At 53.9% G+C, this 26,925-nt stretch carries 22 protein-coding genes; 4 read left to right on the top strand and 18 right to left on the bottom strand.

Annotated features, from left to right (window positions below):
- Positions 1–27: 27 nt before the first annotated feature.
- The 6 genes from BM181_RS11800 to BM181_RS11770 all read right to left on the bottom strand — a co-directional run bounded on the left by BM181_RS11800 (position 28) and on the right by BM181_RS11770 (position 8,111).
- The gene (locus BM181_RS11800; protein WP_075445186.1) at positions 28–1,686 is read right to left on the bottom strand and encodes a phosphatase PAP2 family protein; all 1,659 of its coding nucleotides are present in this window, start codon (positions 1,684–1,686) and stop codon (positions 28–30) included.
- Positions 1,687–1,821: 135 nt separating this feature from the next.
- On the bottom strand, positions 1,822–3,207 hold the full coding sequence (locus BM181_RS11795; RefSeq protein ID WP_075445184.1) for a PTS transporter subunit EIIC: 1,386 nt from the start codon (positions 3,205–3,207) through the stop codon (positions 1,822–1,824).
- Positions 3,208–3,745: 538 nt separating this feature from the next.
- On the bottom strand, positions 3,746–5,269 hold the full coding sequence (locus BM181_RS11785) for an FAD-dependent oxidoreductase (protein WP_256211375.1): 1,524 nt from the start codon (positions 5,267–5,269) through the stop codon (positions 3,746–3,748).
- 291 nt (positions 5,270–5,560) lie between these two features.
- Entirely contained in the window at positions 5,561–5,842 is a 282-nt protein-coding gene (locus BM181_RS11780) for a hypothetical protein (RefSeq protein ID WP_075445182.1), read from the bottom strand.
- Between the two features lie 109 nt (positions 5,843–5,951).
- Entirely contained in the window at positions 5,952–6,827 is an 876-nt protein-coding gene (locus BM181_RS11775; RefSeq protein ID WP_075445180.1) for a zinc-ribbon domain-containing protein, read from the bottom strand.
- A gap of 93 nt (positions 6,828–6,920) precedes the next feature.
- Complete coding sequence (locus tag BM181_RS11770; protein WP_256211374.1) at positions 6,921–8,111, bottom strand: PrsW family intramembrane metalloprotease; 1,191 nt, start codon at positions 8,109–8,111, stop codon at positions 6,921–6,923.
- Between the two features lie 194 nt (positions 8,112–8,305).
- Here BM181_RS11770 and BM181_RS11765 point away from each other — a divergent pair, with 194 nt between their 5' ends.
- A complete protein-coding gene (locus BM181_RS11765) occupies positions 8,306–8,848 on the top strand; it encodes a zinc ribbon domain-containing protein (protein ID WP_075445178.1) in 543 nt (180 codons plus the stop codon).
- Positions 8,849–8,909: 61 nt separating this feature from the next.
- Here BM181_RS11765 and BM181_RS11760 read toward each other — a convergent pair whose 3' ends face one another.
- The 5 genes from BM181_RS11760 to mqnE (BM181_RS11740) all read right to left on the bottom strand — a co-directional run bounded on the left by BM181_RS11760 (position 8,910) and on the right by mqnE (BM181_RS11740) (position 14,444).
- Positions 8,910–10,241 (bottom strand): amidohydrolase family protein, encoded by a 1,332-nt coding sequence (locus BM181_RS11760; protein ID WP_082336294.1) that lies wholly within the window; start codon positions 10,239–10,241, stop codon positions 8,910–8,912.
- A gap of 99 nt (positions 10,242–10,340) precedes the next feature.
- Positions 10,341–11,192, bottom strand: a complete 852-nt coding sequence (locus BM181_RS11755; RefSeq protein ID WP_075445176.1) for an MTAP family purine nucleoside phosphorylase — start codon at positions 11,190–11,192, stop codon at positions 10,341–10,343.
- Between the two features lie 11 nt (positions 11,193–11,203).
- Positions 11,204–12,232 carry a cyclic dehypoxanthinyl futalosine synthase gene (gene mqnC / locus BM181_RS11750; RefSeq protein ID WP_075445174.1) on the bottom strand — a complete coding sequence of 343 codons (1,029 nt, stop codon included), beginning with the start codon at positions 12,230–12,232 and terminating at the stop codon, positions 11,204–11,206.
- Complete coding sequence (mqnE, locus tag BM181_RS11745) at positions 12,229–13,323, bottom strand: aminofutalosine synthase MqnE (protein ID WP_075445172.1); 1,095 nt, start codon at positions 13,321–13,323, stop codon at positions 12,229–12,231. The genes mqnC and mqnE (BM181_RS11745) overlap by 4 nt, the downstream gene beginning before the upstream one ends.
- Before the next feature lie 23 nt (positions 13,324–13,346).
- Positions 13,347–14,444, bottom strand: coding sequence for an aminofutalosine synthase MqnE (gene mqnE / locus BM181_RS11740; protein ID WP_256211373.1), 1,098 nt, complete (start codon positions 14,442–14,444; stop codon positions 13,347–13,349).
- Positions 14,445–14,716: 272 nt separating this feature from the next.
- Here mqnE (BM181_RS11740) and BM181_RS11735 point away from each other — a divergent pair, with 272 nt between their 5' ends.
- Complete coding sequence (locus BM181_RS11735) at positions 14,717–14,959, top strand: hypothetical protein (RefSeq protein WP_075445170.1); 243 nt, start codon at positions 14,717–14,719, stop codon at positions 14,957–14,959.
- Positions 14,960–15,211: 252 nt separating this feature from the next.
- Here BM181_RS11735 and BM181_RS11730 read toward each other — a convergent pair whose 3' ends face one another.
- From BM181_RS11730 to sufC, 7 genes are all read right to left on the bottom strand, one after another.
- Complete coding sequence (locus BM181_RS11730; RefSeq protein ID WP_075445168.1) at positions 15,212–15,916, bottom strand: Crp/Fnr family transcriptional regulator; 705 nt, start codon at positions 15,914–15,916, stop codon at positions 15,212–15,214.
- A gap of 3 nt (positions 15,917–15,919) precedes the next feature.
- Positions 15,920–16,423, bottom strand: a complete 504-nt coding sequence (locus tag BM181_RS11725) for a flavin reductase family protein (protein ID WP_082336293.1) — start codon at positions 16,421–16,423, stop codon at positions 15,920–15,922.
- A 118-nt stretch (positions 16,424–16,541) separates the two neighbouring features.
- Positions 16,542–16,985 carry a Fe-S cluster assembly sulfur transfer protein SufU gene (gene sufU / locus BM181_RS11720; RefSeq protein WP_075445166.1) on the bottom strand — a complete coding sequence of 148 codons (444 nt, stop codon included), beginning with the start codon at positions 16,983–16,985 and terminating at the stop codon, positions 16,542–16,544.
- Positions 16,975–18,210 carry a cysteine desulfurase gene (locus BM181_RS11715; RefSeq protein WP_075445165.1) on the bottom strand — a complete coding sequence of 412 codons (1,236 nt, stop codon included), beginning with the start codon at positions 18,208–18,210 and terminating at the stop codon, positions 16,975–16,977. The genes sufU and BM181_RS11715 overlap by 11 nt, the downstream gene beginning before the upstream one ends.
- Positions 18,203–19,036 carry a SufB/SufD family protein gene (locus BM181_RS11710; protein ID WP_075445164.1) on the bottom strand — a complete coding sequence of 278 codons (834 nt, stop codon included), beginning with the start codon at positions 19,034–19,036 and terminating at the stop codon, positions 18,203–18,205. The genes BM181_RS11715 and BM181_RS11710 overlap by 8 nt, the downstream gene beginning before the upstream one ends.
- The gene (sufB, locus tag BM181_RS11705) at positions 19,036–20,445 is read right to left on the bottom strand and encodes a Fe-S cluster assembly protein SufB (RefSeq protein WP_075445163.1); all 1,410 of its coding nucleotides are present in this window, start codon (positions 20,443–20,445) and stop codon (positions 19,036–19,038) included. The genes BM181_RS11710 and sufB overlap by 1 nt, the downstream gene beginning before the upstream one ends.
- Positions 20,446–20,455: 10 nt before the next feature.
- Positions 20,456–21,214, bottom strand: a complete 759-nt coding sequence (gene sufC, locus BM181_RS11700) for a Fe-S cluster assembly ATPase SufC (protein ID WP_075445162.1) — start codon at positions 21,212–21,214, stop codon at positions 20,456–20,458.
- A gap of 346 nt (positions 21,215–21,560) precedes the next feature.
- Between sufC and BM181_RS11695 the strand changes: the two genes are divergently transcribed.
- Together BM181_RS11695 and BM181_RS11690 are read left to right on the top strand one after the other, a co-directional pair.
- Entirely contained in the window at positions 21,561–24,248 is a 2,688-nt protein-coding gene (locus BM181_RS11695) for an EAL domain-containing protein (RefSeq protein ID WP_082336292.1), read from the top strand.
- A 13-nt stretch (positions 24,249–24,261) separates the two neighbouring features.
- Complete coding sequence (locus BM181_RS11690) at positions 24,262–26,460, top strand: transporter substrate-binding domain-containing diguanylate cyclase (protein WP_075445159.1); 2,199 nt, start codon at positions 24,262–24,264, stop codon at positions 26,458–26,460.
- Positions 26,461–26,925 lie beyond the last annotated feature (465 nt).

The following is a 26,925-nucleotide window of genomic DNA, read 5'->3' as shown; positions in this document are numbered from 1 at the left end:
GACAGAAGTTCCTTTCCTCTAAAAAACTTAATCCACTTTAAGCAAGAACTGTTTACCCTGCCATAACGTCCGCACCTTCACCCCGTCAGGTACGCCTTCCAGTCTTACCTGGACAAAATCTCCCCTATGCGAATCGTTACATTGAATCAACGGCTGTGTCTGTGGTTTCCAGTCAGCTGCGAGTTTTACCAGCAATGTACCGGTGAATTTTGCCGCTCCATTTATGCAAACGATATCTGCCGGCTTACGGACAGTTAATACCAACTCGCTTTTCTTCTCCATATGCAGACCAGCTAGTTCTAACGGACCTTCCGTGTTCTCATATAATTTGCCTGCCGAAACCTCGGCCTTGCCAGCTCCCAGCGCTGTACGGTTTTCTGCCCAGATGGAGCCACCTTCAATCCGGGTGCCCCCCGTATAGCTATTAGCTCCGGACAGTACCAGCACACCATCACCGGCTTTGACCAACTGTCCCTCGCCATGGATATCATTGCGCCAGCAATCGCGCGCAGAAAAACCCTGATTTTCAGCCCTCATCGTAACCCGAACATCGGACGGCAGTGCTCCAAAGCCATCGGCTGCCCGCCAAAGGTTAAGCCGCCCCCAGCCTTCTTCATCATCGAGCAACGGGTAACCGGAAGGCAGGCCGGTAGTTGCCAGCACTAACCGCCGCGCCTCCGCTGAAAGATACGGGAAACGTGTCTCAAGCAGAACCTCGGCGCCTTTCGGCACCCGCATGGGCTGATTTACAGCTCCCACTGGTGCGAATCCGTAGGTCAGACGCTCCTCATAAGCGCGTTCGTCCGCATCAGTCACGACCGTTTTATTTTTGTTCTCCAGTGACCACAGAAACACATCTCCTTCAGTCCGCGCCTCCAGTAACAGTTGGCGGTTTTCCGGATCACAGAACATGGCTGCCGCAGTTGCCGTCCCTACCATTCGACCGCCCATAACATCCAGACAGTTATGCATCCCCGCCCGGTTGCGGCTGAAGCCAATATCCGATGCCACCTTCAGAAAAGCCTGATAGCGTTCAGGAAATACGTAGGCATAGCCCAAAGCCGCCATATAGCCCCGGAAGGTATGACCACTCGAAAAGCCAAAATCCGTTTCCGGTTTGTGCGCTCTCGCATTTTCTGCCAATTGCGGATTCAGTAGTATGCAATCATCCAGGCGGAAAGGCCGCGGATAACGGAAAGCCATCTTCGTCCGAGCCAATCCTTCCGTATCAAACTTCGCCATCAACTCGCCCAGCTGCGCAATATGTGCCACCTTTTCACCGGCAGCCTGGTAAGCCGCTTCATCACTTCCAAGCCCCTTCACTCTAACCGAATCCGTTGGATTATGGGCATAATACACATCCTCTTGCTCCTGTTCCGCTGTGCGATGGCTGCTGAACCAGCGTATGCATGCCAAATCATATTGCAGAACTTTTGGAGCCAGTTCTTTTCCCGGCTGCCCATTTTCTCCTGGCTGCCAATAATCAAGGAAATGCAATAAAATCCTTCCCACGGGATTACCGGCAGCTGGTGTTCCTTTCGGGACCGACTGCCGATACATATCCACATAGGCACCTGCCACAGGTTCCGGTGCCTGGGTCAGACTGGCTGCATAGCCATGACTGCTGACTACAAACAGGCCTGCTGCCACCGCGCTTGCAAAAATCCTATTTTTTCCTATTCTCATTCTCTTAATCCTTCCTGATTTTGGGAAATGCCTTTATTATTCGGATATAGGATTTCCGTTAAAGCTGCCGATATTTCAAAATGCAGTTAGTCCTTACATTCTGACCAATCTTCTTCCTTGCTGGCAAAAAACTTTTCATCTTTTTATTTCCTCCTTGATTTCATTTGCAATGTGCTCTGCTTGCAAGCCGATAACCACCTGCACGGCCTTGTCCTTGCTAATGACTCCTTTTACTCCCGGTATAGATTTCAGTGCCTGCTGGTCAACTTTTGCACTGTCACTTACTACAATGCGCAGCCGTGTTATGCAGTTGGACACTTCTGCCAAATTGGCAGTTCCTCCGAGAGCGGCAAGAATTTGCTTTGAGAAGTCACTGCGCTTTTCAGCGTCAACATTTGCTTCTATGCCTTCATCATAGCGTCCGACAGTAGGTATATCAAAGTGGCGAATCATCCAACTGAAAACCACATAATACACTGCACCAATACCAATCCCGATGGGGATAATCAGCCAAGGCTTCGTAGCCAGGCCCCAGCTAAGGACATAATCTATAAAGCCCGGCGAAAATGCCCCTGCATCCAGTACTCCCAGCGAGTAGGTGACTGCCAGGGACAGGCCTGTAAGCAGGGCATGTATGACATAGAGAGAAGGAGCCACGAACATAAACAAAAATTCAATTGGCTCAGTAATCCCGGTCAAAAAGGAGGTGAAGGCCACCGAGGCGAGCATGCCGCCAATCTTTGGACGGTTTTCTGGCTTGGCTGCGTGATACATGGCAAGAGCCACCGCCGGCAGGCCGAACATCATCATGGGGTAAAAGCCCGCCATGAACATTCCCGCCGTAGGATCTCCGGCAAAGAAGCGATTGATATCACCCGTCACCACCACCCCTGAAACCGGGTTGATGTATTCGCCGAACATATACCCGATATAGCTGCCGATGATATGATGAAGCCCCACGGGAATGAGCAGCCGATTCAATACACCGTAGGTAAACGTGCCGAATACCCCGGCACCGGCAATCCATTCGCCGACAGTACGGATAACCTCCTGACACGGCCCCCAGATAACGCCGAAAATCGCCGCAAGCAGGATGGATACACCCGCCGTCACAATAGGCACAAACCTGCTGCCGGAAAACGCCCCCAAAAACTCCGGCAATTTTACGGTATGAAAGCGGTTATACAAAATGCCTCCCTCTATGCCGCTGATGATACCAGCAAACACACTCATGTTAAGAGTCGCATCAAGGGCCGTGAGTGCCGAGGTCAGGATGAGATAGCCGATGCAGCCCGCAAGGCCTGCCGCGCCATTGCTGTCCTTGGCAAGTCCCACGGCAATACCGATGGAGAAGAGCAGCGCAAGGTTATCAAAGACTGCGCCACCGGCCCTGGTGACAAAGGGGATATCAAGGACATCCGGCGCACCGAACCGAAGCAACAGGGCCGCAGCTGGAAGTACCATAATCGGCAGCATCAACGCCCTGCCGATGCGCTGTAAGTTTGCAAACAATTTTCCCATTACATTCTCTCTCATATTCTGATTACTACCCTATTTTTCTTTCTCAGCTATATACTATACTGTTCGCTATGAGCGAACATAATCCTTATTTTGCGTTTTTGTTTATACTTATTTCCATTATTCGATAAAATCAGCTAAAATCCTGTTCTCTATCCTTGCCTATGCTCTAGAATGGATAGATATGGCCAAACGCCTGCCGCAAAATAAAAAAATGCCCGATACTGTTCTCCTTAGAAATCAGTACCAGGCAAAATCATCAGCAGTTCAAAACTTCTTCCAATTCATTTTTCTGTGCCATTCCAAAATTTCAGCTATAAATCCAGCCACGACTCTCTGATTGCAGGTAATGACCTTATCTGTTTATCCTGTAGTTCATAAACGATGCCGTTATCCGCCAGTTCCTGCAAGAAAGCCTTTAGATATACATAGTCTGGGCCTTCCGTCTGCAGTTTAGCGGCTATACCGGAGAGGTTCCATGCCAACACCTCTGACCTCAAGATATTTCCCCTTACACAGCAAAAAATCTTGATTAGCCGTGTTATTGGCTTACATAACTGCGTTTTTCAGCAGGTATATCCTCCCATTTAACTTCATTTACGGGAATGTTCCGCGATAGTCCCCAAGCTGCCGCGATACCGGCTGCCTCTCCCATACTCATACAGGTGGGCTGTATACGGAAGGAAGCCTGGGCGGCGAAACTGCCGCTGATGCAGCGCCCTGCCACAATCAGATTTTCTATTTCATTGGTCACCAGCGCACGATAGGGGATTTCATAGTACGCGTCCCTTGCAATTTTCTTGCTGACATTCAGCTTCACATCGTGTATATCAATGGGATAGGCTGTGCGGCAAATCGCATCGGAAAAGTGGCGTGCCTCGAAATAATCCTCCGCATCCAAACGGTATTTCCCACGGATGCGCCAGGACTCACGCACTCCCAGCATGCTGGCCTCCTTGCTGATATATGCTTTTTCAAAGCCGGGAATGCGCTTGATGAAGAAACCAGCCAGCCTGTGCATCATCAGCCTTCCAAAACTGACAGCCTTGCTGCGAGAAACGGCATCTGTAGAACTGTAGGCCAGGGGGGGCATCTCAGGGCAGTTCAAAGACATGGTATGGGACTTGCCGATAATAGAAAAGCCCTGGATATACAAGATATCATCCTCAGTCAGATCTCCATTTGCCACAGCTTCCTTGAAGAAATGCTCATTCTTGGGGATTTTGGCAAATTCAAGATAGGGCGGACATCCGTGGGCTACATCTTCCTGAAATCTCTCCTTCAGGGGCGCCGCCATGCGCTCATCCTGCAAGACACCATCAAAGAAATGGAAAACTTTTTCCACATCCACCCCCGTCATTTCAAAGCGCAGGCTCATGGGCTGATTCCTGCCTGTCTCATCAGAGCCTTTCTCCACAGGAACCCCGGCATAGCGGGCCAAAGCAGCATCCCCCGTGGCATCTATGAAGGTTTTGGCCCGAACCTTTCCCAACCCTTCTACAGTATGCACCACGCACTCTTTGATCCTGCCATTTTCTGTGACGGCACCTACCAGAGAAGCGTCATAGAGAATCTCCACACCCGCTTCTCCGCACATTTCTTCATACACCAGGGAAAGGACTTCCGGAGCGTAGAGTCCCTTGCCATCGCCGTAAAACCATTCACCGGCATCCACCCCCAGCAGGGGAGAGGCGCCCTGCTTTTCCATGCGTTTATTCAGCTCATTTATATACGGCGTATCGCTGCCATGCACAAAGGTTGGCATACATGGATAGACACAACCCAAAGTCTGCAGGCCTCCCAGCAGAATGCCACGCTCCACCAGCACCACTTTTGCCCCCCTGCGTGCAGCATTGACAGCCGCAGCCGTTCCTGCCGCACCACCGCCAACTACACAGACATCAGCGGTCAGCAGAGTAGGCAAGCCTTCGCCATGCACTCCTGCCGAAGCTGCTGCAGCTTTGCCGCTCGGCATAGCGGTTTCCGCGAGCACCCCCACAGTTCCCATTCCCACCAGCTTCATAAAGGCCCGGCGAGAAATCGGAATTGAAAAAGATTTTTCCATGTTGCACCTCCCTGTCTGTCACCTGTTTCTCTGCGTATTCTTATCTGCTGAAATAATTCTTCTTTTTTGACTATAATCCTGCCTGACTTGCTGAAAATAATACGAGGAGCCTGACCACGTTATAAACGGTCAGGCTCCTCTTTATTGACAGTTCAACAGATGACGAACAGGGAATAATATTTCTGTTCCCTCTAATTTCTCCCATTATATCCCTAAAGATATGGACGTATTATGATCGCATTTATTTTGACTGTGTTTTCACCGTCTCTTTTATTGTTAGCGCGTTATTGACTAAAGCATCTGTTTCCGTGCATAGATATCCGTCGCAAAATCAATCATTTCCTTCCAGCTGCCAAACCGTGTAGCCTTCACCACGTGTCTATCCATCTGATCTTCGGGCAGTTCCTCGAAGTCCTGCTGGGATGCGATATAGAACTTACCGCCTTGCAGGAATTTCTCGAAAGTACGATAGTTTGTATACTTGCGCATAAATGATTTGTCGAACAAATCCTCAAAATCTACCGGCTGCGGCAGTGCGCCCGGCAGCTGGTAGTAGCCTGTCAGCTTTACCATTGCAATCACCTCAAATTTACATCTATTTCTTATATCTTAGCGTATCCCTTGCTTTCCCGCAATCGAAAAGGCCACGGCAACTGCCGTGGCCTTTGTTGTTGCTATGCTCTTACTCGACGAGGACCGTCGGTTTATTGCTGCCCTTGAACATCAGGAAGCTGTTGTCCTGGAAATTGATGCAACGGAAAGTGATCTGATATTTTTCAGCCTGCGGCAGCTCCGCCAGCGGAATGACATCCGCCTTCGAAGTCGACGCGCCTGGAGCTACTACCTGACGCACCTCGACACTCTGGAAGGAATGTCCAGTCACAGGGCTCTTCATTGGCTCGCCGGCCTGATCGAGTGCCCGCACGGAAAGCTCCAGGCTGGAAAAGCCTTTTGCCAGCTTGTTCGTATAGAGCAGGCACAGCTGCGGATGGCCCGCAGCATCCATGGAAATCCGAGCATCCTTCAGCATCAGGATCAGCTCGTTCGTCTCGTTGTTCATGAGCTTGCGGTCTTTGTGCTTGAGCGACAGCACCCCTGCCTGCTGCGTCTCCGTGCCCGGCTGGTCAGCGCCCTTTTCTGCCGGATCAGTCTGTGTCACCTCGGGCTTGTCATTGGCGCTCGACGAGCTCACGGCCATAAAGCCCAGACCGAGTACAGCGACAACGGCCAGCGTGATTGCTACGATCTTGCCTGTGGAGGCGCGGTTCTGTGGCTGCGGATAATAGCCGCCCGGCATATTCATCTGCGGCGGCACCGGAGGCACATTCGGCTGCGGCGTCACGTTTGGCTGTTGCGCCGTCATGACTGGCTGTGGCTGGGGAGGCGGTGTGACTTTCGACATCTGCGCCTCAGGGACCACATCCGTGCCGCTGGCCGTACCTGCACCCTCTGTACTGGCCGCTGCCTGCGGTTTCGTCTCTGCCATCACTTTCGTGCCGCAGTTCTTGCAGAATTTCGCATCATCTGGCAGTGGGGTGTTACAATTTTTGCAAAACATAGTTGTTCCTCCATCATTCGTCAAATCTTTTCATCGTCGTCCCACAATCCCCAAAATATCAAAACCTAAATCCACAATCTGAATGCCGTTTGCTCAGGCGCCTGGCGTTTCCTGCGGCACGGCTTGTTGTGCCTGCGCCTGCTGCGCAGAAATCTGCCGCAGGCCAGCATGCAGCATGACCAATACAAAGATCCAGACCAGCACCATGAGCCCGGCCTGCGTGATGAGCGGCAGGATATGCGAGAGCAGTGGCATATCCCAAAGACCATGCAAGACGATGCAGACCAGCAGGAACTTCAGAAACCGGAAGTCAAAAAAGTGATCCGCGCGCAGGGGCTGGCTGCCCTTGACCATTGCCAGGGCCGCGCCCGTGAGGCTTCCCCAAGCCACGTGACCACCGAGCGCCAAGGCTGCGCGCAGGTAAAGCACGGCCAGACTGTTTGTCTTGGCGATATAGCCCGCCGTCTCAAAGACGGCAAAGCCTGCACCGACTGCCGCACCGATCAGCAGACCGTTCAGGATATACTTCTTTTCGGCACCGCGCAAAAAGTAGGCGATGACGATAAGCTTGCCGACTTCTTCGGCAAAGCCGACCAAAAAGGTACTCGTATTGTTCAGCTTCTCAAAGCCAATGAAGCCGTAGACCAGCATCGTCATGATGAGCGATATGACGCCACCAATGAAGAATATCTGCGTGGTTTCAAAGATGCTGATATTCCGCGGTGCATTGACCTCGAAAAAGAAAATCAAGGCAGAAAACGGCACCGCCAAAGCCCCGATGAATATGACCCCCGGCGCAGCCAGCTGGTTGCCCAAGGCCTGTGTCATGAACAACAGGCAGGCCATCGTGATGGCCAGCACGAGAAAGACGCGTGAATAAAGCCACGGATGCGGCCAAGCCGCCGATATATACCGTTCTGGCGGTGTCGTCGTAGCTGTGCCATAAATGAAGATTTCCTCAGCCTCTTGCTTCGTATGCTGGCGGAATACGCTTTCCACCAGGTCCTTCATCTTGAGATCAACGTGTTCCGTTCCCCCGGTCATACGATTGACATTGTCGATGAAGGTTGCCAGCGTCCCCTTTTCCTGCGGCCGTGGCCACAGATAGGGTTGCGGCATCATCCCCTGCTGATACAGCAGCTGCTGGTATTGTACCTGCTGCTGGTACGTCATTGGCTGCGTTGCTTGCTGCGGCGGCATCTGAGCCATCACTGGCTGCCCACAGGCAGCACAGAATCTCTCATCCCCGTCCAGATGCGAGCCGCAATTCGCGCAGAACATCATGAACCCCTCCCTGATTCTCAAATCAAATCATTTGCTTGCTCCCTACCATATCATTAAAAAAAATGAATAGCAATCGATTTTAATCGATTTAACGGTTATCTAATTGAAGATTAATTGCCGTCAAACAAACCATGTGTATTCTATATAAAGAACAAGTCTAGCTTGTAGTCCGTTTTGAGAAATGAGGAATTTTTATGTACTGTATGAATTGCGGGCAGCAATTACCCGCTGACGCAAAATTCTGCACCAATTGCGGCGCAACCTGCGCTCAGCAAGAGCAGCCGGCTCAACCGCAGTTTGCACCGCAGCCGCCGGCCGGAACCATACCGTATCCGCCGCAGGCCAGTGGGATGGCCGTATGGCCGGGCATGATGGTCTCGTTCACGCCGGAGCAGACAGCTCTGTTGGACAAGGGATGGACCCTCTGCCGTCTGGCCGTCGTCCTACCCATCGTCCTCGGCATCCTCGCCGCGGGGCAGGAGAACCACCTGCTGCAGCGCATCGCAGCACTGTCCAGCCTCATCATGTACTGCGTAGACAAGAGCTACCTCAAGCAAGTCGGCTTACGCATGTCTGCCTGGTACTATCTGGCCATCGTCCTTTGCCCGCCGATCTATCTCCACCATCGTGAGACGCTTACCGGCAAAGGCCATGCCTGGTCCATTGCCATCGGCATCATCTATGCACTCGTCATGCTGCTGGTCCTCGCGGCTATCATCAAAGTCATCCAGCACTGAAAAAAGCCTATCAAGCAGCTGCCATCGCTGCTTGATAGGCTTTTTCTGGCGCTCCGGAGGACTAGCGGACATAGCGGCCAGCTACATACCGGGCCGTGATATCTTCCGGTGTACCATGATAGATGAAATACTGCCACCGCTCCATGACGGAACGATCCGCCAGTGCCGCCGGCGTCCGTACAATCAAGAGATCCGCATCATACCCCGGCTCAAAGCTGCCGACCTTTCCAAAGAAAGAACCGCCGCCTTTCGTGGCCAGATAGAACACCTCGGGCAGTGTCAAGGCCTTTTCCTCAGGCTGCTCCATCGCCCGCACCTTGGAAACCTGTATCGCCCGCACGATGACATGGGGCATGAACAGATCATGCCCGGCACCGACATCGCTGCCCAGTGCCACCTTCGCCCCCGCCATCAGGAACCTGCGCACAGGCATGATGCCGCTGGTAAGGTTCAGATTGGATTCGGGACAGAAAACAGGATATACACCATGACGGACCAGGTCTTTGATTTGCTCCATATCCATATGGATGCAATGCGCCATCAACGTTGGCGTCGTTCCATAGAGACCATAGTGCGCATAAACCTGCGGATAGTCACGGATGGCGGGAAAGAGCTCTGCGACCCATTGGATTTCCCCCTTGTTCTCAGAAAGGTGCGTCTGCACCGGGAGATTCTCTCGCCGCGCTAGGTCGCCGAGATCCTGCAAGAGTTTTGGCGTCACCGATGGCGCAAACCGCGGCGTCAAGATGGGCCGCACCAAATCCGTCCAGACTGGTGCATGGACAAACTGCTCGGTTTCCGCCAAAGAAGCCTCGCTTGTTTCGCATAGATACTCGGGGGCATTGCGGTCCATATTGACCTTGCCGACATAGGCGCCCAGCCCGCGCTTGGCCAGTTTCTGGGCCAGTATCTCGGCGCTCTGGCGGTGGATGGTTCCATAAACCGCGGCCCGCGTCGTCCCGCACTTCGCCAGCTCGGCAGCAAAGTCCTCATATACGCGTTCGGCATAGGCGGGATTGGAAAACTTCTGCTCCTCGGGGAACGTATACTTTTCCAGCCACGTCAGCAAAGACTCATCCATCCCCAGCCCAATCTGCCGGTATTGCGCCGCATGCACATGCAAATCGCAGAAACCCGGCATGATGAGCTGACCGCGGCAATCCTGCTTTTCCAGATCCGCATAGGCTGCGGGCAGCGCTGCATAGGTGCCCTGTACTTTGCCGTCCTTTACCACCAGATAGCCCTGCGGCAGGATTTTCGCTTCTCCACAGACGGGGGTATAGACGATATCCCCCTGTACCACAAAATCCCGCTCGGCAGCAGCCGCTGCCGACGCCAGCACCAGCCAGCAGAGCAGGAACACCAAACAACCCAATCGAAAATGCCTCTTCATTCCCCAGCCTCCTTTGTTTCATAACCGTCTGATTCTACCTCATTATTCAAGAAGGGCTGTGCATATTCCTGCACAGCCCTTCCACATTCGATTATTCAGTCAGCCCTTGGCCGATACTTCGTTATAGACGTCCTTGAGCAAGGTTTCCTTGCGAAGATCCAAGCACTCGCAATGCCGGTCATCAGCCGCAACGTTCCGGATGGTCTCAAGGATGATTTCGCCAATCATCGGCGCATCGTCATAGAAGATATCCGCCATATCCTGATGTGACCACTTCTCGCGAATGCCCTCGCCATAGTTGACCGTAAAGTAAAGTCCCGCATAGCAGGCGCCAATTTCACGGGCCAGGTAGACCTCCGGCGCGATGCTCTGGCCGACGATATCGGCATGGCCGTTCATCATCGCGACCTCAGCCGGGCTTTCAAAGTGCCGGCCATCCGTTACCGCATAAGTACCGCGCGTGAATACGCGGCCAGTAAAGCGTTTTTTCGTCGCCTGAATCAATGCCTGCCGCATTTCAGGACACAGGGCATCACGCATGATGAGCAGGTAACGGCCATCAAGCATGACATCCTTGCGCACCGAAAGGTCAAGGTAATCATCGGGGATGATGAAATCCCGCAAATCCAAGAGCTTGTTGACCGTGCCAACACCGCCCTCGGAAATGATGCGTTTGACGCCTGCTTCGCGGAAGGTCCAGAATACCTGACGGCTCGCATCAGCGCGCGTGACCCCCGAGCGCCAGCCATGCATCTTGACGGTCAATACACGCTTCTGCCCCACCCGGAACAAGCGGATGGCCGGGCTCATGCCATAGGGCGTCTCAAAGTGCAGGTTATCAGCAAGGATTTCAACGTCCTCATCCGGCAAATTCGCCGGAAAGTTGCTCGAAAGCGTGCCCGATCCGCCCACGACGGCATAGTCGGCTTTCGGTATCTTGATTTCACTCATACTCTATCTCCTCAAAACCGGCGGATTACCCTGTACTCCGTATCACGCTGGGCGGGCATCCTGCCAGCGCCGCGAATCAGCTCCGCCATCTTATTGATGCTCATCTCATAGCGCGTACCCGCAGCACGCACGACATTCTCCTCAAGCATGATACTGCCCAGGTCATCAGCGCCGAATCCCAGGGTCAACTGGCCAATGCGCTCGCCCTGCGTGACCCACGAGCCTTGGATATGCTTGACGTTATCCATATAGAGACGCGTGAGCGCCAGTGTCCGCATGTAGTCCCAGCCCGTCGTTTTTTCTCCGCCAAGCTCGGTATTGCCAGGCTGATAGGTCCAGGTGATGAATGCGCGGAAACCGCCCGTCTTGTCCTGCAACCGGCGAATCTTTTCCATATGCTCGATGCGCTGGGCCATCGTCTCCCCAAAGCCGATGACCATCGTCGCCGTGCTCTCCATGCCGATGCTATGTGCGCATTCCATGACATGCAGCCAGTCGTCGGTCATGATTTTCTTCGGACTGACCCGCCGTCTTACCTCATCGACGAGGATCTCCGCCCCGCCCCCCGGCAGGCTCGAAAGCCCCGCTGCCTGCAAGCGCTTGAGTGTATCGAGAATCGACAGCCCTGCCTGCTGGGCAAAGTACTGGATTTCCGTCGCCGTGAACGAATGAATCGTGATTTGCGGAAAATTCTCCTTGATAAGCCGCAGCATCTTCTCATAGTACTCGATGCCAAGATCAGGATGCAACCCGCCTTGAATCATGACCTGCGTACCACCGGCCTCCGCTGTCTCGCGGACTTTATCCAGGATTTCCTCATAGGAGAGCAGATAGGCATCCTTGTGCTCTTTGCGGCGGAAGAACGCACAGAATTTGCATTCGTTCTTGCATACATTCGTATAGTTTATATTGCGGTCAACGATGAATGTAACCGTATTGTCAAACAGCTTGCGGCGCGCCGCATCTGCCTGCTGCCCGAGCTCGATCGGATCGCCGTGCAGCAGCAGCGCCTCGCCCTGCGCTGGTGTCAGTCTCGTCATGCTTTCACCTCATGATAGAACGTATCGCGCTCGACAGGCTCATAGCCGGTCTCCCGTATCATCTTCTCGAGCATCTCCCGCGTAATACCAGTATTCGTCTTCGCCCCTGCGGCATGGATGATTTTCTCCTCGCCGATCGTGCCGTCGAGATCGTCAGCACCAAAGCCCAGCGCCAGCTGGGCAATCGGCATCGTCAGCATGATCCAGAAGGCCTTGATATGGTCGATGTTGTCAAGCATCAGCCTTGATAGCGCCATCATCTTCAAGTCTTCCCACGAGCCCACGCGCCGCAGGCCGTATTCCTCGCCGAGCTTCGTATTGCCCGGATGGAACGGGAACAGCATGAAGGCCTGGAACCCGCCCGTCTCATCCTGGATATCGCGGATGGTGATGAGATGCTGCAGCCGTTCCTCGATGGTCTCTACATGGCCGTACATGATCGATGCATTCGTGCGGATGCCCAGGCTGTGCGCCGTCTTCATCGTCTCGATCCACTCAGCAGTCGTCGCCTTCTTCGGGCAGATGATCTGCCGCACGCGGTCAGCAAGGATCTCAGCGCCACCGCCCGGCAGGCTGTCAAGCCCCGCTGCCTGCAGGATCTCAAGCACCTCACGGATGGATTTCCCCGTCAGCTTCGCGAAATTCACGATTTCGACCGGCGTGAACGCCTTGACATCGGCCTGTGGCAGCGCTGCCTTGACCTGCCGCACGACATCAACATAATAAGCAAACGGCTTGTCGGGATGCAGCGCCGAGACGATATGGATTTCCGATAGATTCCTGACCTGCTGCGCCTCGGCAACGATACGCGCGATGTCCTCGGACTCCAGCGTAAAACCGCGCTTGTCGCCGTCCTCGACCTGGAACGCACAGAGCGGGCAGTTCGCGCTGCAGACATTCGTCAGATTGATATGGCGGTTGACGGTGTAAAACACCTTCCGGCCGCTCTTCTTCTCCTTAGCCTTGCGCGCGCAGGCTGCGAGGAACAAGATATCATTGTCCTCGTAGAGTGCCAGCGCGTCCCCAAGGCTAAGGCGCTCACCGCGCTCGGCCTTGGCACGGGCCGCGGCGATATTCTCCTTTATCTCCATGGAGCTTCCTCCTGCCTTCCGGCTCACTCAAACTTGCGGATGATGTTGAAATTGCAGTCACAGGAAGCAGGAATACGCCCAGCTTCCTTGACAATGCGGATGATCTGGTTCTCCGATAGCGCTGTCGGGCTCGTCGCGCCAGCATCGTGCAGAATTGTCTCCTTGTGTACCGTCCCGTCGATATCGTTGGCGCCAAATCCCAGGGCAACCTGTGCGACCGGCACGGTCAGCATGACCCAGTACGCCTTGATATTCGTGAAGTTGTCGAGCATCAGGCGCGAGATCGCCATGGTGCGCAAATCGTCCCACATGCTCGTCTGCTTGACCGACTGCCCCAGCTCCGTATTCTTCGGCAGGAACGGGAAGCAGATAAAGGTCTGGAAGCCCCCCGTCTCATCCTGCAGCTCCCGCAGCCGCAGCAGATGGTCGACGCGCTCTTCGATGGTCTCGATGTGGCCGTAGAGCATGCTCGCGTTCGACTTGATGCCGAGCTTGTGCGCCGTACGCGCGACCTCGAGCCACTGGTCGGCCGACGCCTTGCCTGGGCAAAGCTCCCCGCGCACACGGTCCGAGAGGATTTCAGCACCGCCGCCCGCGATGGCCTGCAGGCCGCCTTCATCACGCAGGCGCACGAGTACCTCCTCGATGGACAGCCCCGAGATCTCGCTGAAATGCGTGATTTCCACTCCCGTGAAGCCCTTGATGTAGAGCTGCGGGAATGTCTCATGCAGTGCCTTGACGATGCCGAGATAGTGCTCGAACGTCCAGGTCGGATGCAGACCGCTGACAACGTGGAGCCCCGCCAGATCCGGATCCTGCATCGCATCCCGCACCACGGCGATGGCCTGCTCTTTGCTCATCGCATAGGCACCCTTGTCATCCTCGTCGCGGCCGAACGCACAGAACTTACAGTGTGACGTGCAGATATTCGTAAGATTCACATGACAATTCACATTGTAATAAACGATATCACCGCATTTTTCCTTGCGGACATGGTCGGCCATAGCGCCGAGCCAGGCAATGTCCGGACAGTGGAACAGGCGGATGCCGTCCTCACGGCTGAGCCGCTCCCCGCCCATGATCTTTGCCTCGATATCCCGATAGGTTTCCGCTGCTAACAATCCATTCCCTCCAAAATCTATAATATAGGAAAGCCGTCTCTATACATATCTATTAATTATAACATCTCTCGGTTACATTTGCAGGTATTTATCGTTCGTTTTCATCTTCTCAGTAGAAAATAATAGTTTCCTTAATCAACTTTTAACAGCCTCCACCTTGTTTTCTAAGCCAGCAGCTCTATACTGTTAACTGTAGTCAGGAACGACACATACACCGTTCTCAGGGACTGAGATGTTCAAAGACTATTCTACGAAAAGGAGATGAACATACCATGTTCAACAAGAAATGCTTGAAAGTCACTACGGCTGCCGTTCTGGCCAGTTTCGTAAGCCTTGGCATCTTCAGTGCCACGGTCTCCGAGGCCAGTCCGCGCCATCATCAGGAGTTCGGCCCCCGCTATGAGGTTCAGGAACTCTCGCACCGCTCCCATCCGAAGAAATATTCCGAGGGTGAGCGCAATACTGCCGCCATCATCGGTGCAGTAGTCGGTGCCGTCATCGCCAAGAATACCTGATATGGCCTTTCCTCTGCGAATATAATCACAATCTAATGTTTAGCATATGATTTTTTAAAAAAGCAGGTCTATACTTTAGTTTGTGAGCAGGAAAGCGAATACACACATCTTTGTGAACTTCCCTATTGGTAATTCTTCTTCCCCAGAAGAATTTACATACATTCGATTCCTAAATCTCTAATTCTCTCGAAAAACGGGACATGCCCCCACAGCATGTCCCGTTTTTCTATGCAGATTTTTCCCGCACACCTCTCAGAGATATGCCTCAAAGCGCTCCATATCCACGACTTTGATGGTCTTGCCATCAACAGCCAGTATCCCTTCGCGCTGCATAGCCGAAAGTTCGCGGGAAAGAGACGGCCGCGTGACCGCCAGATACGCCGCCAGGAATTCGCGGCTGACTGCCAGCTCTATGCAGCCATCGCCGCCAAGGTGCTGGAACAGGAAGCGCACGATCTTCTCACGCAGGCTGCCACTGGCGAGCACCTTGAGCTTGCCAGCCATGAAGTACGCCTTGCGCGCGAAGATGCGCATGAGATTGCGTTGCACCAAAAGCGCACTCTGCGTGAGCTCGCCGCCTGCATCAAACGACAGCAGCCGGCTCGCAATCTCGAGCACACGGGTCGGCTTCACCGCCTCAACATACATGTCATAAGGCTGTTCCAGTACCTCGTAGACCTCGCCAAACATATCCCCAGCCTCGGCGATTTCCGAAAGGAAGATCTGCCGTCCCGAGAACGTGTCCTTGAGGATATGTACCTCACCAGCCAGCAGGATATAGATGCAGTGCGGCACTTCACCCTCATGGAAAACGATATCTCCCTTGGCATAATCCCTGATGCGCACCTGCGCCAGGCTCAGCAGCTCGCGGATCTCCGCCTCGCTCATCCCATCTGTCAGCGAGCATTTCTGCAGCACAGGGATAAGCTGTTCCTTCACTTCCGCCATCGCTGCCATCACTTACTCCTGCACGAGGATCTTGTCGATCTCGACGATATACATCGTATGATAATCATCGTTGTACCATTTCTCATCACAAGCCTTGTCGATGAAGCACTCCTGCTTGAGCTCCTGCGCATAGAGCTTGCGGCAGAGCATCGTCACGCGCGCTTCATCAAAGTACGTGCGGCCATTGTCATGGCGTACGGTAAGTCCAGCCTTGGCAATCTTGTCCTCATCGCGGCCCGAAACAGTACCGAAGTAGCTCATCATCTTGCGGCGGTCCTCCGCAAATACTGACAGCGTCAGCCCCTCGGCCTTATCGATGAACTCCTTGGTGTAGCGGCTCGGACGGATGAAGATATATGCCACGGGCTTGCCCCACATGATGCCCATGCCACCCCATGAGGCCGTCATTGCATTTGCCTTGCCCTCAGCTTCGCCAGTGACGAGCAACCAGTCCTTGCCGATTACCTGGAACACGCTTTCGTTGAATGCTTCTGGTTTGACTTCTTTCATTGCCATTGTGCTTATTCCTTCCTTTATCCACATTTATTTACACATATCCACAGGAAAAATCCACAAAACGTCGCCTTTATCCACAGTTATGCCGTGGATATCCCCAACATTTTGTGGATAAGTATTACTGTTTGTTATTATTTCCGGATTTCAAGGCATCATCCAGCGTATGCCAAGCCAAAACCGCACATTTGACACGAGCCGGCATATGCGAGACATTCTTGAGCGCCAGGGCTTCATCCAGCTCCTCCAGCTCTTCTTCATCCGTGATCTCACCCTTGATCATGCTGATGAACTTCTGCGCCAGCCCGCGGGCTTCCTCGACGGATCTGCCGCGGATCAGCTCCGCCATGATGTCCGTGCTGGCCTGGGAGATCGCACAGCCAATGCCCGTGAAGGCCGCATCCTTGACCATGCCGTCCTCCACCTGCAGTTCCAGCGTGATCTCATCGCCGCAGCTCGGATTGCGGCCCTTCACCGAGCAGGTCGCGCAGCTCAGGTGATGTTTGTGGTCGGGATTGCGGCTGTGCTCCCCGAGTACCTCCGTATATACGTCATCAAGCGCCATAACCTAATACCCCCCGTACCTTTTTCAGCGCCGCTATCCAGCGGTCGATATCCTCGCGCGTGTTGTAGAGATAGAAGCTCGCACGGCAGCTGGCATTCTGGCCGAGATAACGATGCAGCGGCTGGGCGCAGTGATGGCCCGCACGTACAGCGACACCATCGTTATCGAGGATTGTCGCCACATCATGGGGATGGACATCCTTGATGTTGAACGCGATGATGCCCGTCTTGTTATCCCGCGTGCTGTCACAGCCGTAGAGCTCGATATAGGGGAGCTCTCTGAGCTGCGGCAGAGCATAGTCCACCAGGTCTTTTTCGATGGCTTCGATGCGGTCGAAGGTGATTGCTTCGAGATAGTCGATAGCCGCCGTAAGACCTGCCGCCCCACCGACGTTCTGCGTACCTGCCTCGAATTTCGCCGGCAGCTCCGCCCAAGTCGATTCCTGTTCCTGCACGTATTCGATCATATCGCCACCGCGCAGGAAGGGCTCCATCTTGTCAAGGATCTCGTACTTGCCATAGAGCACGCCAATGCCCATCGGCGAGAGCATCTTATGGCCCGAGAAGGCGAAAAAGTCGCAATCCAGCTCCTGTACATCGACGGCCATATGCGCCACGCTCTGTGAGCCGTCGATAATGCAGACAGCTCCGACACTATGGGCTTTCTTGACGATGCTCTTGACATCATTCTTGAGGCCGAGGACATTCGATACCTGCGTGACCGCTACGATTTTCGTGCGCTCCGTGATCTTCGTCTCGATATCCTCCTGCGAGAGGTTGCCATCTTCCTCAAGGTAGATGTATTTTAGCGTCGCCCCCTTGGTCTTGGCAACGAACTGCCAAGGCACCAGGTTGCTGTGATGCTCCGAAACGCTGATGACGATTTCGTCGCCAGCCCCGACATTCGCAAGACCATAGCTGTATGCCACCAGGTTCAGCGCCTCTGTGGCATTCTTCGTGAAGACGATTTCCTCGGAACGGTCCGCCTTGATGAATTGTGCCGTGCGCTTGCGCGCCGATTCGTAGATATCTGTCGCCTTGACCGAAAGCGCATAAGCCCCGCGATGCGGGTTGGCATTGCAGCCGCCATAGTAGCCGCAGATCGACTGGATCACCTGCTGCGGCTTCTGCGTCGTCGCACCATTATCGAGATAAGCGATATGCCTGCCATCGATTTCCCCATGAAGCAAGGGGAAATCCTTTAGGAATTCCTGTGCATCAGCCATTTGCGAGCCTCCCCATCAATACCTTGTCAATCTCCGCTTTGAGCTCCTCGTCTTCAATGCGGTCCAAGACCGGATTGAAGGATGCCTCCACAATCAAGCGCTGGGCATCGGCCATATCGAGGCCACGGCTCATGAGATAGAACAGTTTGCCTTCGTCAATCTTGCCAACGCTTACGGCATGGTGGCCATCCACGTCATCCTCATGGGAGAGCATGACCGGAACGCTGCGGTTGCGAACTGTTGGCGAAAGCAGGACCACTTCCTCATTCTCGCGGCCCACAGATCCCTTGGAACCTTCGAGGAAGTCCAAGGTGCCGCGGAATATCTTATCGCTGGTTCCTAACAGTGCACCGCGAACCTGCATGTTGGCATCGGTACGGCGCCCCTTCTGGCGAATAACGTAGTTGAGGTCGATTTTGCTTTCGCCATCGCCGAAATAAAGCCCCCAAATATCACTAACGCTGTCATCGCCAGCCATATCCACCGTAAGCTCGGCCGCCGTATGACGTGCACCAGCTTCCACCGTAGTATAGCTGAATTTAGCCCCCTTGCCCACGTAAACTTTCACGCGGCTGGTAGCTGCCGTATCATCAGGCACCAGCTGCGCATTCACCAGATGCAGCTCACCACCGTCGGCGATATGTACCTGTACTTCCAGCTGGCCACCCTCGCGGTTTACCAGGACAACTTCATCCTTCTGTCCGGCTTCCACGAGAATCTGTTTTTTCTTTACGTTATCACTGAGGTTTTCCGGAACCCGGGCTTCATTGACGCCCAGCCAGCGCCAGGTGCGCATCGGAATCTCAGAAAAAATTTTATCATCCATTAGCCGATAGTCCCTTCCAACTCAATATTTACCAGATTATTCATTTCGAGCGCATACTCGAGCGGCAACTCCTTGGCAATCGGCTCGACAAAGCCGCGGACGATCATTGCCCGGGCTTCTTCCTCATCAATGCCGCGGCAGGTGAGATAGAAGATCGCCTCATCACTGATGCGGCCTATCTTGGCCTCATGCCCGATGTCGGCCTCATCACCCTCGATGTCCATGACCGGCAGTGTATCGCTGCGGGAAAGATTGTCCAGCATCAGCGACTCGCAGTTGACCGAACATTTTGCATAGGGAGCATTCTTCGTGACCTTGACGGCACTGCGGTAGGTTGCCATGCCGCCTGCCTTCGAGATCGTGCGCGTGTTGATGTTCGCTGACGTATGGGGTGCGGCGTGGATGACGCTGGCGCCTGTATCGAGGTTCTGCCCCTTCGAAGCAAAAGTAACGCCCGTGAATTCACAGCGGGCATTTTCCCCGTGCAGGACACTGCATGGATAGAGACACGAAATATGGGAACCAAAGGAACCAGATACCCATTCGATGATGCCGTCTTTTTCCACCAAAGCACGCTTCGTATTGAGGTTCATCATGTTGCGCGACCAGTTCTCGATGGTAGAGTAGCGCAAGCGCGCCCCATCCTTGACGAAAAGCTCCACGCAGCCGGCATGCAGATTCGTGACATTGTGTTTCGGTGCCGAGCAGCCTTCGATAAAGTGCAGGCTTGCGCCCGGTTCCACGATAATCAAGGTATGCTCGAACTGGCCGGCACCAGCTGCATTGAGACGGAAATAGCTCTGCAGCGGCATCTCCACATGGACGCCAGCCGGTACATAGACGAAGGATCCTCCCGACCAGACCGCACCATGCAGGGCCGCAAATTTATGATCCTTAGGCGGAACCAGCGTCATGAAGTATTCCTTGACGATTTCTTCATGTTCGCGGACAGCCGTTTCCATATCGGTGTAGATGACGCCCTGCTTGACCATGTCTTCCTGAATGGAATGATAAACGACCTCCGAATCGTACTGCGCACCGACACCGCCCAGCGACGTCTTTTCGGCTTCCGGGATGCCCAGGCGGTCAAAGGTATCCTTGATATCCTCCGGCACCTCTTCCCAGCTGCCCGTCATCTTAGCATCTGGCTGGACGTAAGTGACGATATCGTCCATGTGGAGCTCCTCAAGGCTCGGCCCCCAGGTGGGCAGCTCCAGGGAATTGTAGACCTCCAGGGATTTCAAGCGGAAATCCAGCATCCACTGCGGCTCTTTCTTGCGCGTGGATATATCGCGGACTACATCCTCCGTAAGTCCGCTATGGGCCTTATAGACCGAATGATCGACATCCTTGATATCATAAAGCGTGCGCTCGATATCTTCGATATATGTTTTTTTCTTCTCTGCCATCAGGAACGCCTCACTTTGCTTCCGGCTGCGCTTCAAGGATATGCGTGAAACCACGGCTGTTGATGTCCTCGATGAGCTCAGCGCCACCCTCTTCGACAATCTGGCCGTTCATCAGTACATGTACCTTGTCGACCTTGAGTTTCTCGAGGATGCGCGTGTTATGCGTGATGATCAGGCAGCTATTCTCTTCGGTATGGAACTTGGCTACGCCCTCAGAGACAATCTGGACGGCGTCAACATCAAGGCCCGAATCCGTCTCATCGAGCAGTGCGAGCTTCGGCTGCAGCATCAGGAGCTGCAGGATTTCGTTGCGCTTCTTCTCACCGCCTGAGAAACCGACGTTCATGTAGCGCTGCGCATACTCCGGCTTCATCTTGAGCTCCTGCATCTGCGCCTTCATTTCCTTACGGAATGGCAAAATCTTGACCTTATTCCCCGTGATGGTCTGCTTGGACGTACGGATCATGTTCTCGACCGTAATCCCCGGAATCTCCTCCGGCGTCTGAAACGACAGGAAGAGGCCCTTGCGCGCACGTTCGAAAGTTTTTAGTTCCGTCATATCCTCACCTTCGAACGTCATCGTACCCTCCGTAACCTGATACTTCGGGTGCCCCATGATGACATTCATAAGTGTCGATTTGCCCGAGCCATTCGGGCCGAGGATGACATGAACCTCTCCCTTGTTGACGGAAAGATTCAATCCTTTGAGGATTTCTTTATCTTCCACGCCCGCATGGAGATTCTTGATTTCCAAAAGCTTCTCTGCCATTATATAAACTCTCCTTCTATGAAAAAACGGTTCGTTGTTTAATCCTTAGTATTTTACTCGGGATTGATGTTTTCATTGTATGTGCTTTCATGCAAAAAGTCAATAGAAAGGCTCACGAACAATAAATTTCACACATAATTGAGAATATATATCATCGATAAAAACTATCTCGTTCGCAGCCTATTTCTTCGTCAGTTTTCTTCATTATAGGAAAAGATTTGCTCGCTTGAACTGCGATATTATGATAGGATTATAGATAGAAAACGCTAGGACTATCCGCCTATAAGCGAACAACCATTGGCCTACGGATAGATTTTTGATCGACACGGGAAGAAGGGATGTTCCTATGCAATCATCACGATCATTTGCCACCAGATGCCGCCGGCTTTTGGCCGCACTTTTTACCTTTGGCCTGCTATTGACGCTGCTGCCTGCTGCTTCTGCCTATGAGCGCCAGACGCTGCGCGTCGGCTATACCGAATCGGCCAGTCATCTGACACGGGATGCCCATAATCATTATCACGGCATGCTCTACGAATCCATCGAAACGCTTGCTACCCATATTGGCGCAAACGTCATCTACATACCGGGAACAGCCAGTGAAAACCGGACGCGCCTGCAAAGCGGCGCCATCGATATCATCGCCCAAAGCGACAATCTGCGAAACTACGCTATGCCCGATGATATCATCTCGCCACCAGCCGGAATCCGCACAATACCGCTGGCCCGCGGCATTGGCTGGCTTGAAATCAGCACGCGGAATCAAGCCCTCGCTCAGGCCGTCGATGACAGCCTGGACCAGCTCCGCAGCATCGCACCACTCTACACGCTCCGCTTGCTCGAAAAATACCGGGATGCTGGCGAACAGGGTGCGCTCAGCCTGACTCCGGCAGAAAAACGATATCTGGCCGAACATCCAGTCATCTACGCGATGGCTTCCCCGGGCCAGCCACCGTATACATATTTTCTCGGCGATGGCACCCATGCAGGCGTCATCTCAGATATCATGGCACTCATCGCCTCAGACCTCGGTATCCGCATTGAAGTCCTGCCCAATAGCGACCATGCTCGCATGATGCAGCAATTAACCGATGGTGATATCACTATGGTGGCCGACTTCTACTCTGACTACAACTGGGCCCATCAGCATAACGCCGATATTACGCTCCCCTATCTGACCATCAACTATGTCGCCGTCCTGCGCAAGGATCAAGAATTGCCGTCTACACCGATTGTCGCTTGTCCGCGCGGCCATTTCTACGCCCATAAATACATCGAATCCATGTATCCGCCTGAGCAGCTGCGCTATTATGACACCGTACAGGAGTGCATGTTTGCCGTCAACAGCGGCCAGGCCGATATCACTTTTGCAAAATCCATCACAGTACAAGCTGACATCCATCTGGGCAACTACTACAATCTGTATACGAACAGCAATGTCGTCTTTTCCCACGATGTCTCTATCGCCGTAAGCCAAAAAGCTGATCCTATCCTTATCCGTATCCTCAACAAAGAAATCACGCATATTGATCCGCACCAGACTTCGAGCATCATCAACCGGCAGGTCTATACTATCCAGGGGCGGGATACTCTGCCCGCACTAATCTACCGCAACCCGATTGGCACGCTCGTCTGTTGCTCAACCTTGCTGCTTGCCATCATTATCGTCCTGCTGCTCATCATGCAGCTTAACAAACGGCATAATGAAGCACTTTATCGCGAAGCACACTACATCAAGGAAGTAAACATGTATAATCTGCGCTGGTTCGTCAACAACCTGCCAGCCAATATCGACCGCTACCGCGAAGAACGCGAGCACGGCAAGCTGTTCCTGCTCGTACTCTCCGCCCAGCATATCGCTTTCCTGCGCGAGCTCTACACACGTAAGACCTTCAATCAAGCCTTGCTTGGTCTTATCCAGCAGGCACGCGCCCAAAACGACTGGCTGCTCACACATGCCATGTCTTTGGACACGGTTTCTCTGGCTGTGCTCTGCCGCCTGCCCGCAGGCTTTACCATGGAGCAGTCCGCAGCCAAGCTGGCCCAGGATGCCAGCACCTGCAGCGTCAATGGCACCCCGATGATCATCCGCTACCATATCGGGCTCTGCGCCATCCCCACGACCGGGCCAATCAACGCTGCGGCGCTTCTGGACAACGCCATGCTGGCCTACGCCGAAAGCGTATCCCACGACAAGGAGATCAGCACCTACAACACCTCGCTGCGCGAGCGCCTGCTCTATCGCAAGCAGATGGAGGACCTTATGGGCAAGGCGCTCAAGAATGGCGAATTCCAGGTCTACCTGCAGCCGAAATACGACATCGAGACCCAGACAATTGTAGCCGCTGAAGCTCTTGTACGCTGGCAAAGTCCTGAGCTTGGTTTCCTTATGCCAGCAAAATTCATGCACCTATTTGAACACAATGGGTTTGCCGTCCAGCTCGACTACTATATGCTCGAAACGGTCTGCCAGTACCAGCAGAAACGACTGGCTCGTGGCGAAGCCATTGTGCCGATTGCCGTCAATCAATCCGGCCTGCATATCACCGAGGAAAACTACCTGGCGCATATGCAGGACATCGCCGATAAATATCAGCTGCCAAACGGCAGTATTGAGCTTGAACTCACCGAAACCGCTTTTATCGACTACAACGCCAACGATGCCCGCTACGATGCGGCCACTATTGTCGCCCAGCTTCGTCATATGGGCTTCTGCCTCTCGATGGATGACTTCTGCACCGGCTATTCTTCGATTGCTATGCTGCAGAACCTCCCCATGGATGTCATGAAAATCGACCGCACTATGCTGCTGGCCGCGGAAAAATCGCCACGGTCATTGACCATCCTGCGTCACATCGTCGAACTAGGCAAGAGCCTCAATATGAAAGTATTGACCGAGGGCATCGAAACCCGCCAGCAGGAAAAACTACTGCTGGCCATTGGCTGCCGGTTCGGGCAAGGCTTCCTATTTGCCCGCCCCATGCCTTTAGCAAATTTCGCAGCATTTCTTGAAGAACATTCCACTGAGTCCTAAAAGGGGTTTTACCATGTATTTTGTACAGAAGCTAAGCTGCCTGCTGCTGAGCCTGATACTGCTGGCCCTGCTGCCCGCGAAAGGTTTGGCGGAGCCGCCTGCCTACCAGATCATCCGTGTCGGCATTGCCAACGACCGGCGCCCCGGCCCGGCCAACGATGCCATCCGGCTGCTGGCCAGCTATAACACCGCCTATCTAGCAGAAATCGCCAAAATCACGCATTGGCAATACGAGATCTACCACGGATCGGCTGCGGACTGCCTGCAGCGGCTGCGCGACGGCCGTCTCGATCTCGTCGCACCGGTATGCAGCGCCGCTTTCGCGGACGAAAACTTTCTTTTCTCCGATGGCTACTCCTGCTATGCTGTGCTCGGCCTTTATGCCCGCGGCGATAATACGTCCATCGATGCCGACTATGCCGCTACCATCAACGGCTCCACCATCGGCTTGCTCGCCAGCGACGACATCAAGAGCCGTCTGCAATTCTACATCAACGCCAACGGCTGGTCCGTAACCCTGCGCACCTACCCATCAGGCGATGCGCTCAATGCCGCCCTCCAGAAGGGGGAGATCCAGCTCATGGCCAGCACCGTATTCAACCTGACGGGCACCGAACGCTGGGTTTCCTTCGTGACCACCATCCCCCAGCAATACCTGACCACTCCGGCCCATACCACACTGATGAGCGAGCTGAATCAGGCCATCCTGAATATCGAGATGACGAATCCTTCGTTCGAGACACGTCTGGAACGGGAATACCTCGATCCAAGCATCTACAAGATGGCCCGCTACTCCGAGCAGCAGCAGGCCTATATCCGCACGGCGCCGACCGTACGCGTGATCTTCCCGGGCGCCTTTGCCCCGCTTGTCCAGAAGAACAATGACTTCGGCAATATCTACGGCATTGCACCAGACATCCTGACGCTGCTGATGAATGCCACAGGAATCGTTTTCCAGCCCAGCATTGCTGACTCATACGATGATGCGATACGCATGTTGCACACGCATGATGCTGAAGCAATGTTTGCCGTCTATGTCAACGATCCCAAGCTGCAATTCATGCAATTTTCCAATAATATTCTCTGGCTGCCGTTCACACCGATCATTGCCCGGACCCGCAGCGACTCCGCCCGCCCAGAACACATCGTCCTGCCAACCTGCTTTACTGGCCTGCGGGATTTCTTCCAGCGCCTCAATCCGCAGGCAAAAGTGACCGAGCTGGCTGACCCCGAGGAATGCCTCTACGCCGTCGAACAGGGACAATATGACTGCACCTATCTGCCGCAGCCATACCTGTCCAAAAACAAGAACGTGCTGCTGCACTTCCAGCTCAAAGTGCTCGAAAGCACCACGGTTTCCGTCCCCCTTTGCCTGATGTTCCGCGCGGACGCGCCCGAAACGCTCTGCCGCACAGTCAATACAGCACTCTTGGGCCTGCCGCAGAACCAGCTGGCACAAATCATACAACGCAACAGTGAGCCGGACGTCTCCTTTGGCTATCTGCTGAGCCAGCACCCGCTGTCGTTGACCATCGGCCTGCTGATTGTCTTCACCATCTTGGCCACGGCCATCTTCCTGATGTACCGCAACCGCCTGGAGCAGGAAAAGAACCGCGTCCTCCGCGCGCGTGAACTCGAGCTCCAGCAGGCCCTTGACGCGGTGGAGATTCTGCAGGAAGACCGCGATAACTACAAGCATAACGCGGAGACCGACCATCTGACCGGCTGCCTCAACAAGGCCGCCATGACTGCCCAGTGCCAGCAGATTTTGGAAAAGATCCCGGATAACTGGTCAGCCGCCTTCTTCATCATCGACCTCGACCACTTCAAAGAAGCCAATGATACCTACGGCCATCAGCGCGGCGACGATATCCTCGTCGAATTCTCCAGCATGCTTTACGACATCCTGCCGCCCCGCACGCATATCGGCCGCTTCGGCGGCGACGAATTCACCCTGCTCATCGTGCAGGAGGACAAGGGTGACTGCGAGGCTTATGCCAGCATGCTTGCCGAACTCATCCTTGAACAGACTCGTGGTTTAATCGTCTCCGGTACGCCAGGCAATGTAACCGCCAGCATCGGCGTCGCCATCAGCCCCGCAGGCAGTGGCAATGACCGCCATAATCTCGACAGCATATTCCGTCGCGCCGACCGCGCACTCTACGACGTCAAAGAAAGCTGCCGCGATAGCTATCGGATTTATCAGCACTGAAAAACGCTGGGAAATGCACGTCATTTCCCAGCGTTTTTTACTGTATATTCCGCTCACAAAAACTCCGGCCCAAATTGCAGTTTGACTGTCCGTGCGTGGTTAAAATAAACTCGTTACAGCTCAGCTTGGGTGAGGGCGGGTGCACTTTTTCTCCGCTCCCGCTAAATGACCCGCGCGGTTGCTTTAGTACGTATCCAGATACATGTGCCGGGCAGGCCGGCGGCACGCCAATACATCGAATCATTCTAGGAAGTACGTACTGCGGGCCATCCCTCACTGCGTTCGGGCAAATCGCTCCCGCTGCGAAGAAAGTGTACCCGCCCCCGCCCTCTACTACGTTTGGATAAGCCTGCTTTGTTCCGGCATTAGGCTACGAATTACAGCGATATGCTTGTTACGAGAGAAACGGTTCGTACAAACCTGCTCATACGGATGATAGGGGCGAACGGGGTAGTGCTTCTTTCT

It is taken from the genome of Pseudoselenomonas ruminantium (assembly GCF_900113715.1).
Taxonomy (GTDB): Bacteria; Bacillota; Negativicutes; order Selenomonadales; family Selenomonadaceae; genus Selenomonas_A; species Selenomonas_A caprae.
The sequence above is the reverse complement of the archived record's forward strand: the minus strand, read 5'-3'. Positions and strand labels throughout refer to the sequence as shown.

Coding starts and splice junctions, on each gene's coding strand:
- BM181_RS11800 (WP_075445186.1), bottom strand. CDS start 1,686: ATGAGAATAGGAAAAAATAGGATTTTTGCAAGCGCGGTGGCAGCAGGC.
- BM181_RS11795 (WP_075445184.1), bottom strand. CDS start 3,207: ATGGGAAAATTGTTTGCAAACTTACAGCGCATCGGCAGGGCGTTGATG.
- BM181_RS11785 (WP_256211375.1), bottom strand. CDS start 5,269: ATGGAAAAATCTTTTTCAATTCCGATTTCTCGCCGGGCCTTTATGAAG.
- BM181_RS11780 (WP_075445182.1), bottom strand. CDS start 5,842: ATGGTAAAGCTGACAGGCTACTACCAGCTGCCGGGCGCACTGCCGCAG.
- BM181_RS11775 (WP_075445180.1), bottom strand. CDS start 6,827: ATGTTTTGCAAAAATTGTAACACCCCACTGCCAGATGATGCGAAATTC.
- BM181_RS11770 (WP_256211374.1), bottom strand. CDS start 8,111: ATGATGTTCTGCGCGAATTGCGGCTCGCATCTGGACGGGGATGAGAGA.
- BM181_RS11765 (WP_075445178.1), top strand. CDS start 8,306: ATGTACTGTATGAATTGCGGGCAGCAATTACCCGCTGACGCAAAATTC.
- BM181_RS11760 (WP_082336294.1), bottom strand. CDS start 10,241: ATGAAGAGGCATTTTCGATTGGGTTGTTTGGTGTTCCTGCTCTGCTGG.
- BM181_RS11755 (WP_075445176.1), bottom strand. CDS start 11,192: ATGAGTGAAATCAAGATACCGAAAGCCGACTATGCCGTCGTGGGCGGA.
- mqnC (WP_075445174.1), bottom strand. CDS start 12,232: ATGACGAGACTGACACCAGCGCAGGGCGAGGCGCTGCTGCTGCACGGC.
- mqnE (WP_075445172.1), bottom strand. CDS start 13,323: ATGGAGATAAAGGAGAATATCGCCGCGGCCCGTGCCAAGGCCGAGCGC.
- BM181_RS11735 (WP_075445170.1), top strand. CDS start 14,717: ATGTTCAACAAGAAATGCTTGAAAGTCACTACGGCTGCCGTTCTGGCC.
- BM181_RS11730 (WP_075445168.1), bottom strand. CDS start 15,916: ATGGCAGCGATGGCGGAAGTGAAGGAACAGCTTATCCCTGTGCTGCAG.
- BM181_RS11725 (WP_082336293.1), bottom strand. CDS start 16,423: ATGGCAATGAAAGAAGTCAAACCAGAAGCATTCAACGAAAGCGTGTTC.
- sufU (WP_075445166.1), bottom strand. CDS start 16,985: ATGGCGCTTGATGACGTATATACGGAGGTACTCGGGGAGCACAGCCGC.
- BM181_RS11715 (WP_075445165.1), bottom strand. CDS start 18,210: ATGGCTGATGCACAGGAATTCCTAAAGGATTTCCCCTTGCTTCATGGG.
- BM181_RS11710 (WP_075445164.1), bottom strand. CDS start 19,036: ATGGATGATAAAATTTTTTCTGAGATTCCGATGCGCACCTGGCGCTGG.
- sufB (WP_075445163.1), bottom strand. CDS start 20,445: ATGGCAGAGAAGAAAAAAACATATATCGAAGATATCGAGCGCACGCTT.
- sufC (WP_075445162.1), bottom strand. CDS start 21,214: ATGGCAGAGAAGCTTTTGGAAATCAAGAATCTCCATGCGGGCGTGGAA.
- BM181_RS11695 (WP_082336292.1), top strand. CDS start 21,561: ATGCAATCATCACGATCATTTGCCACCAGATGCCGCCGGCTTTTGGCC.
- BM181_RS11690 (WP_075445159.1), top strand. CDS start 24,262: ATGTATTTTGTACAGAAGCTAAGCTGCCTGCTGCTGAGCCTGATACTG.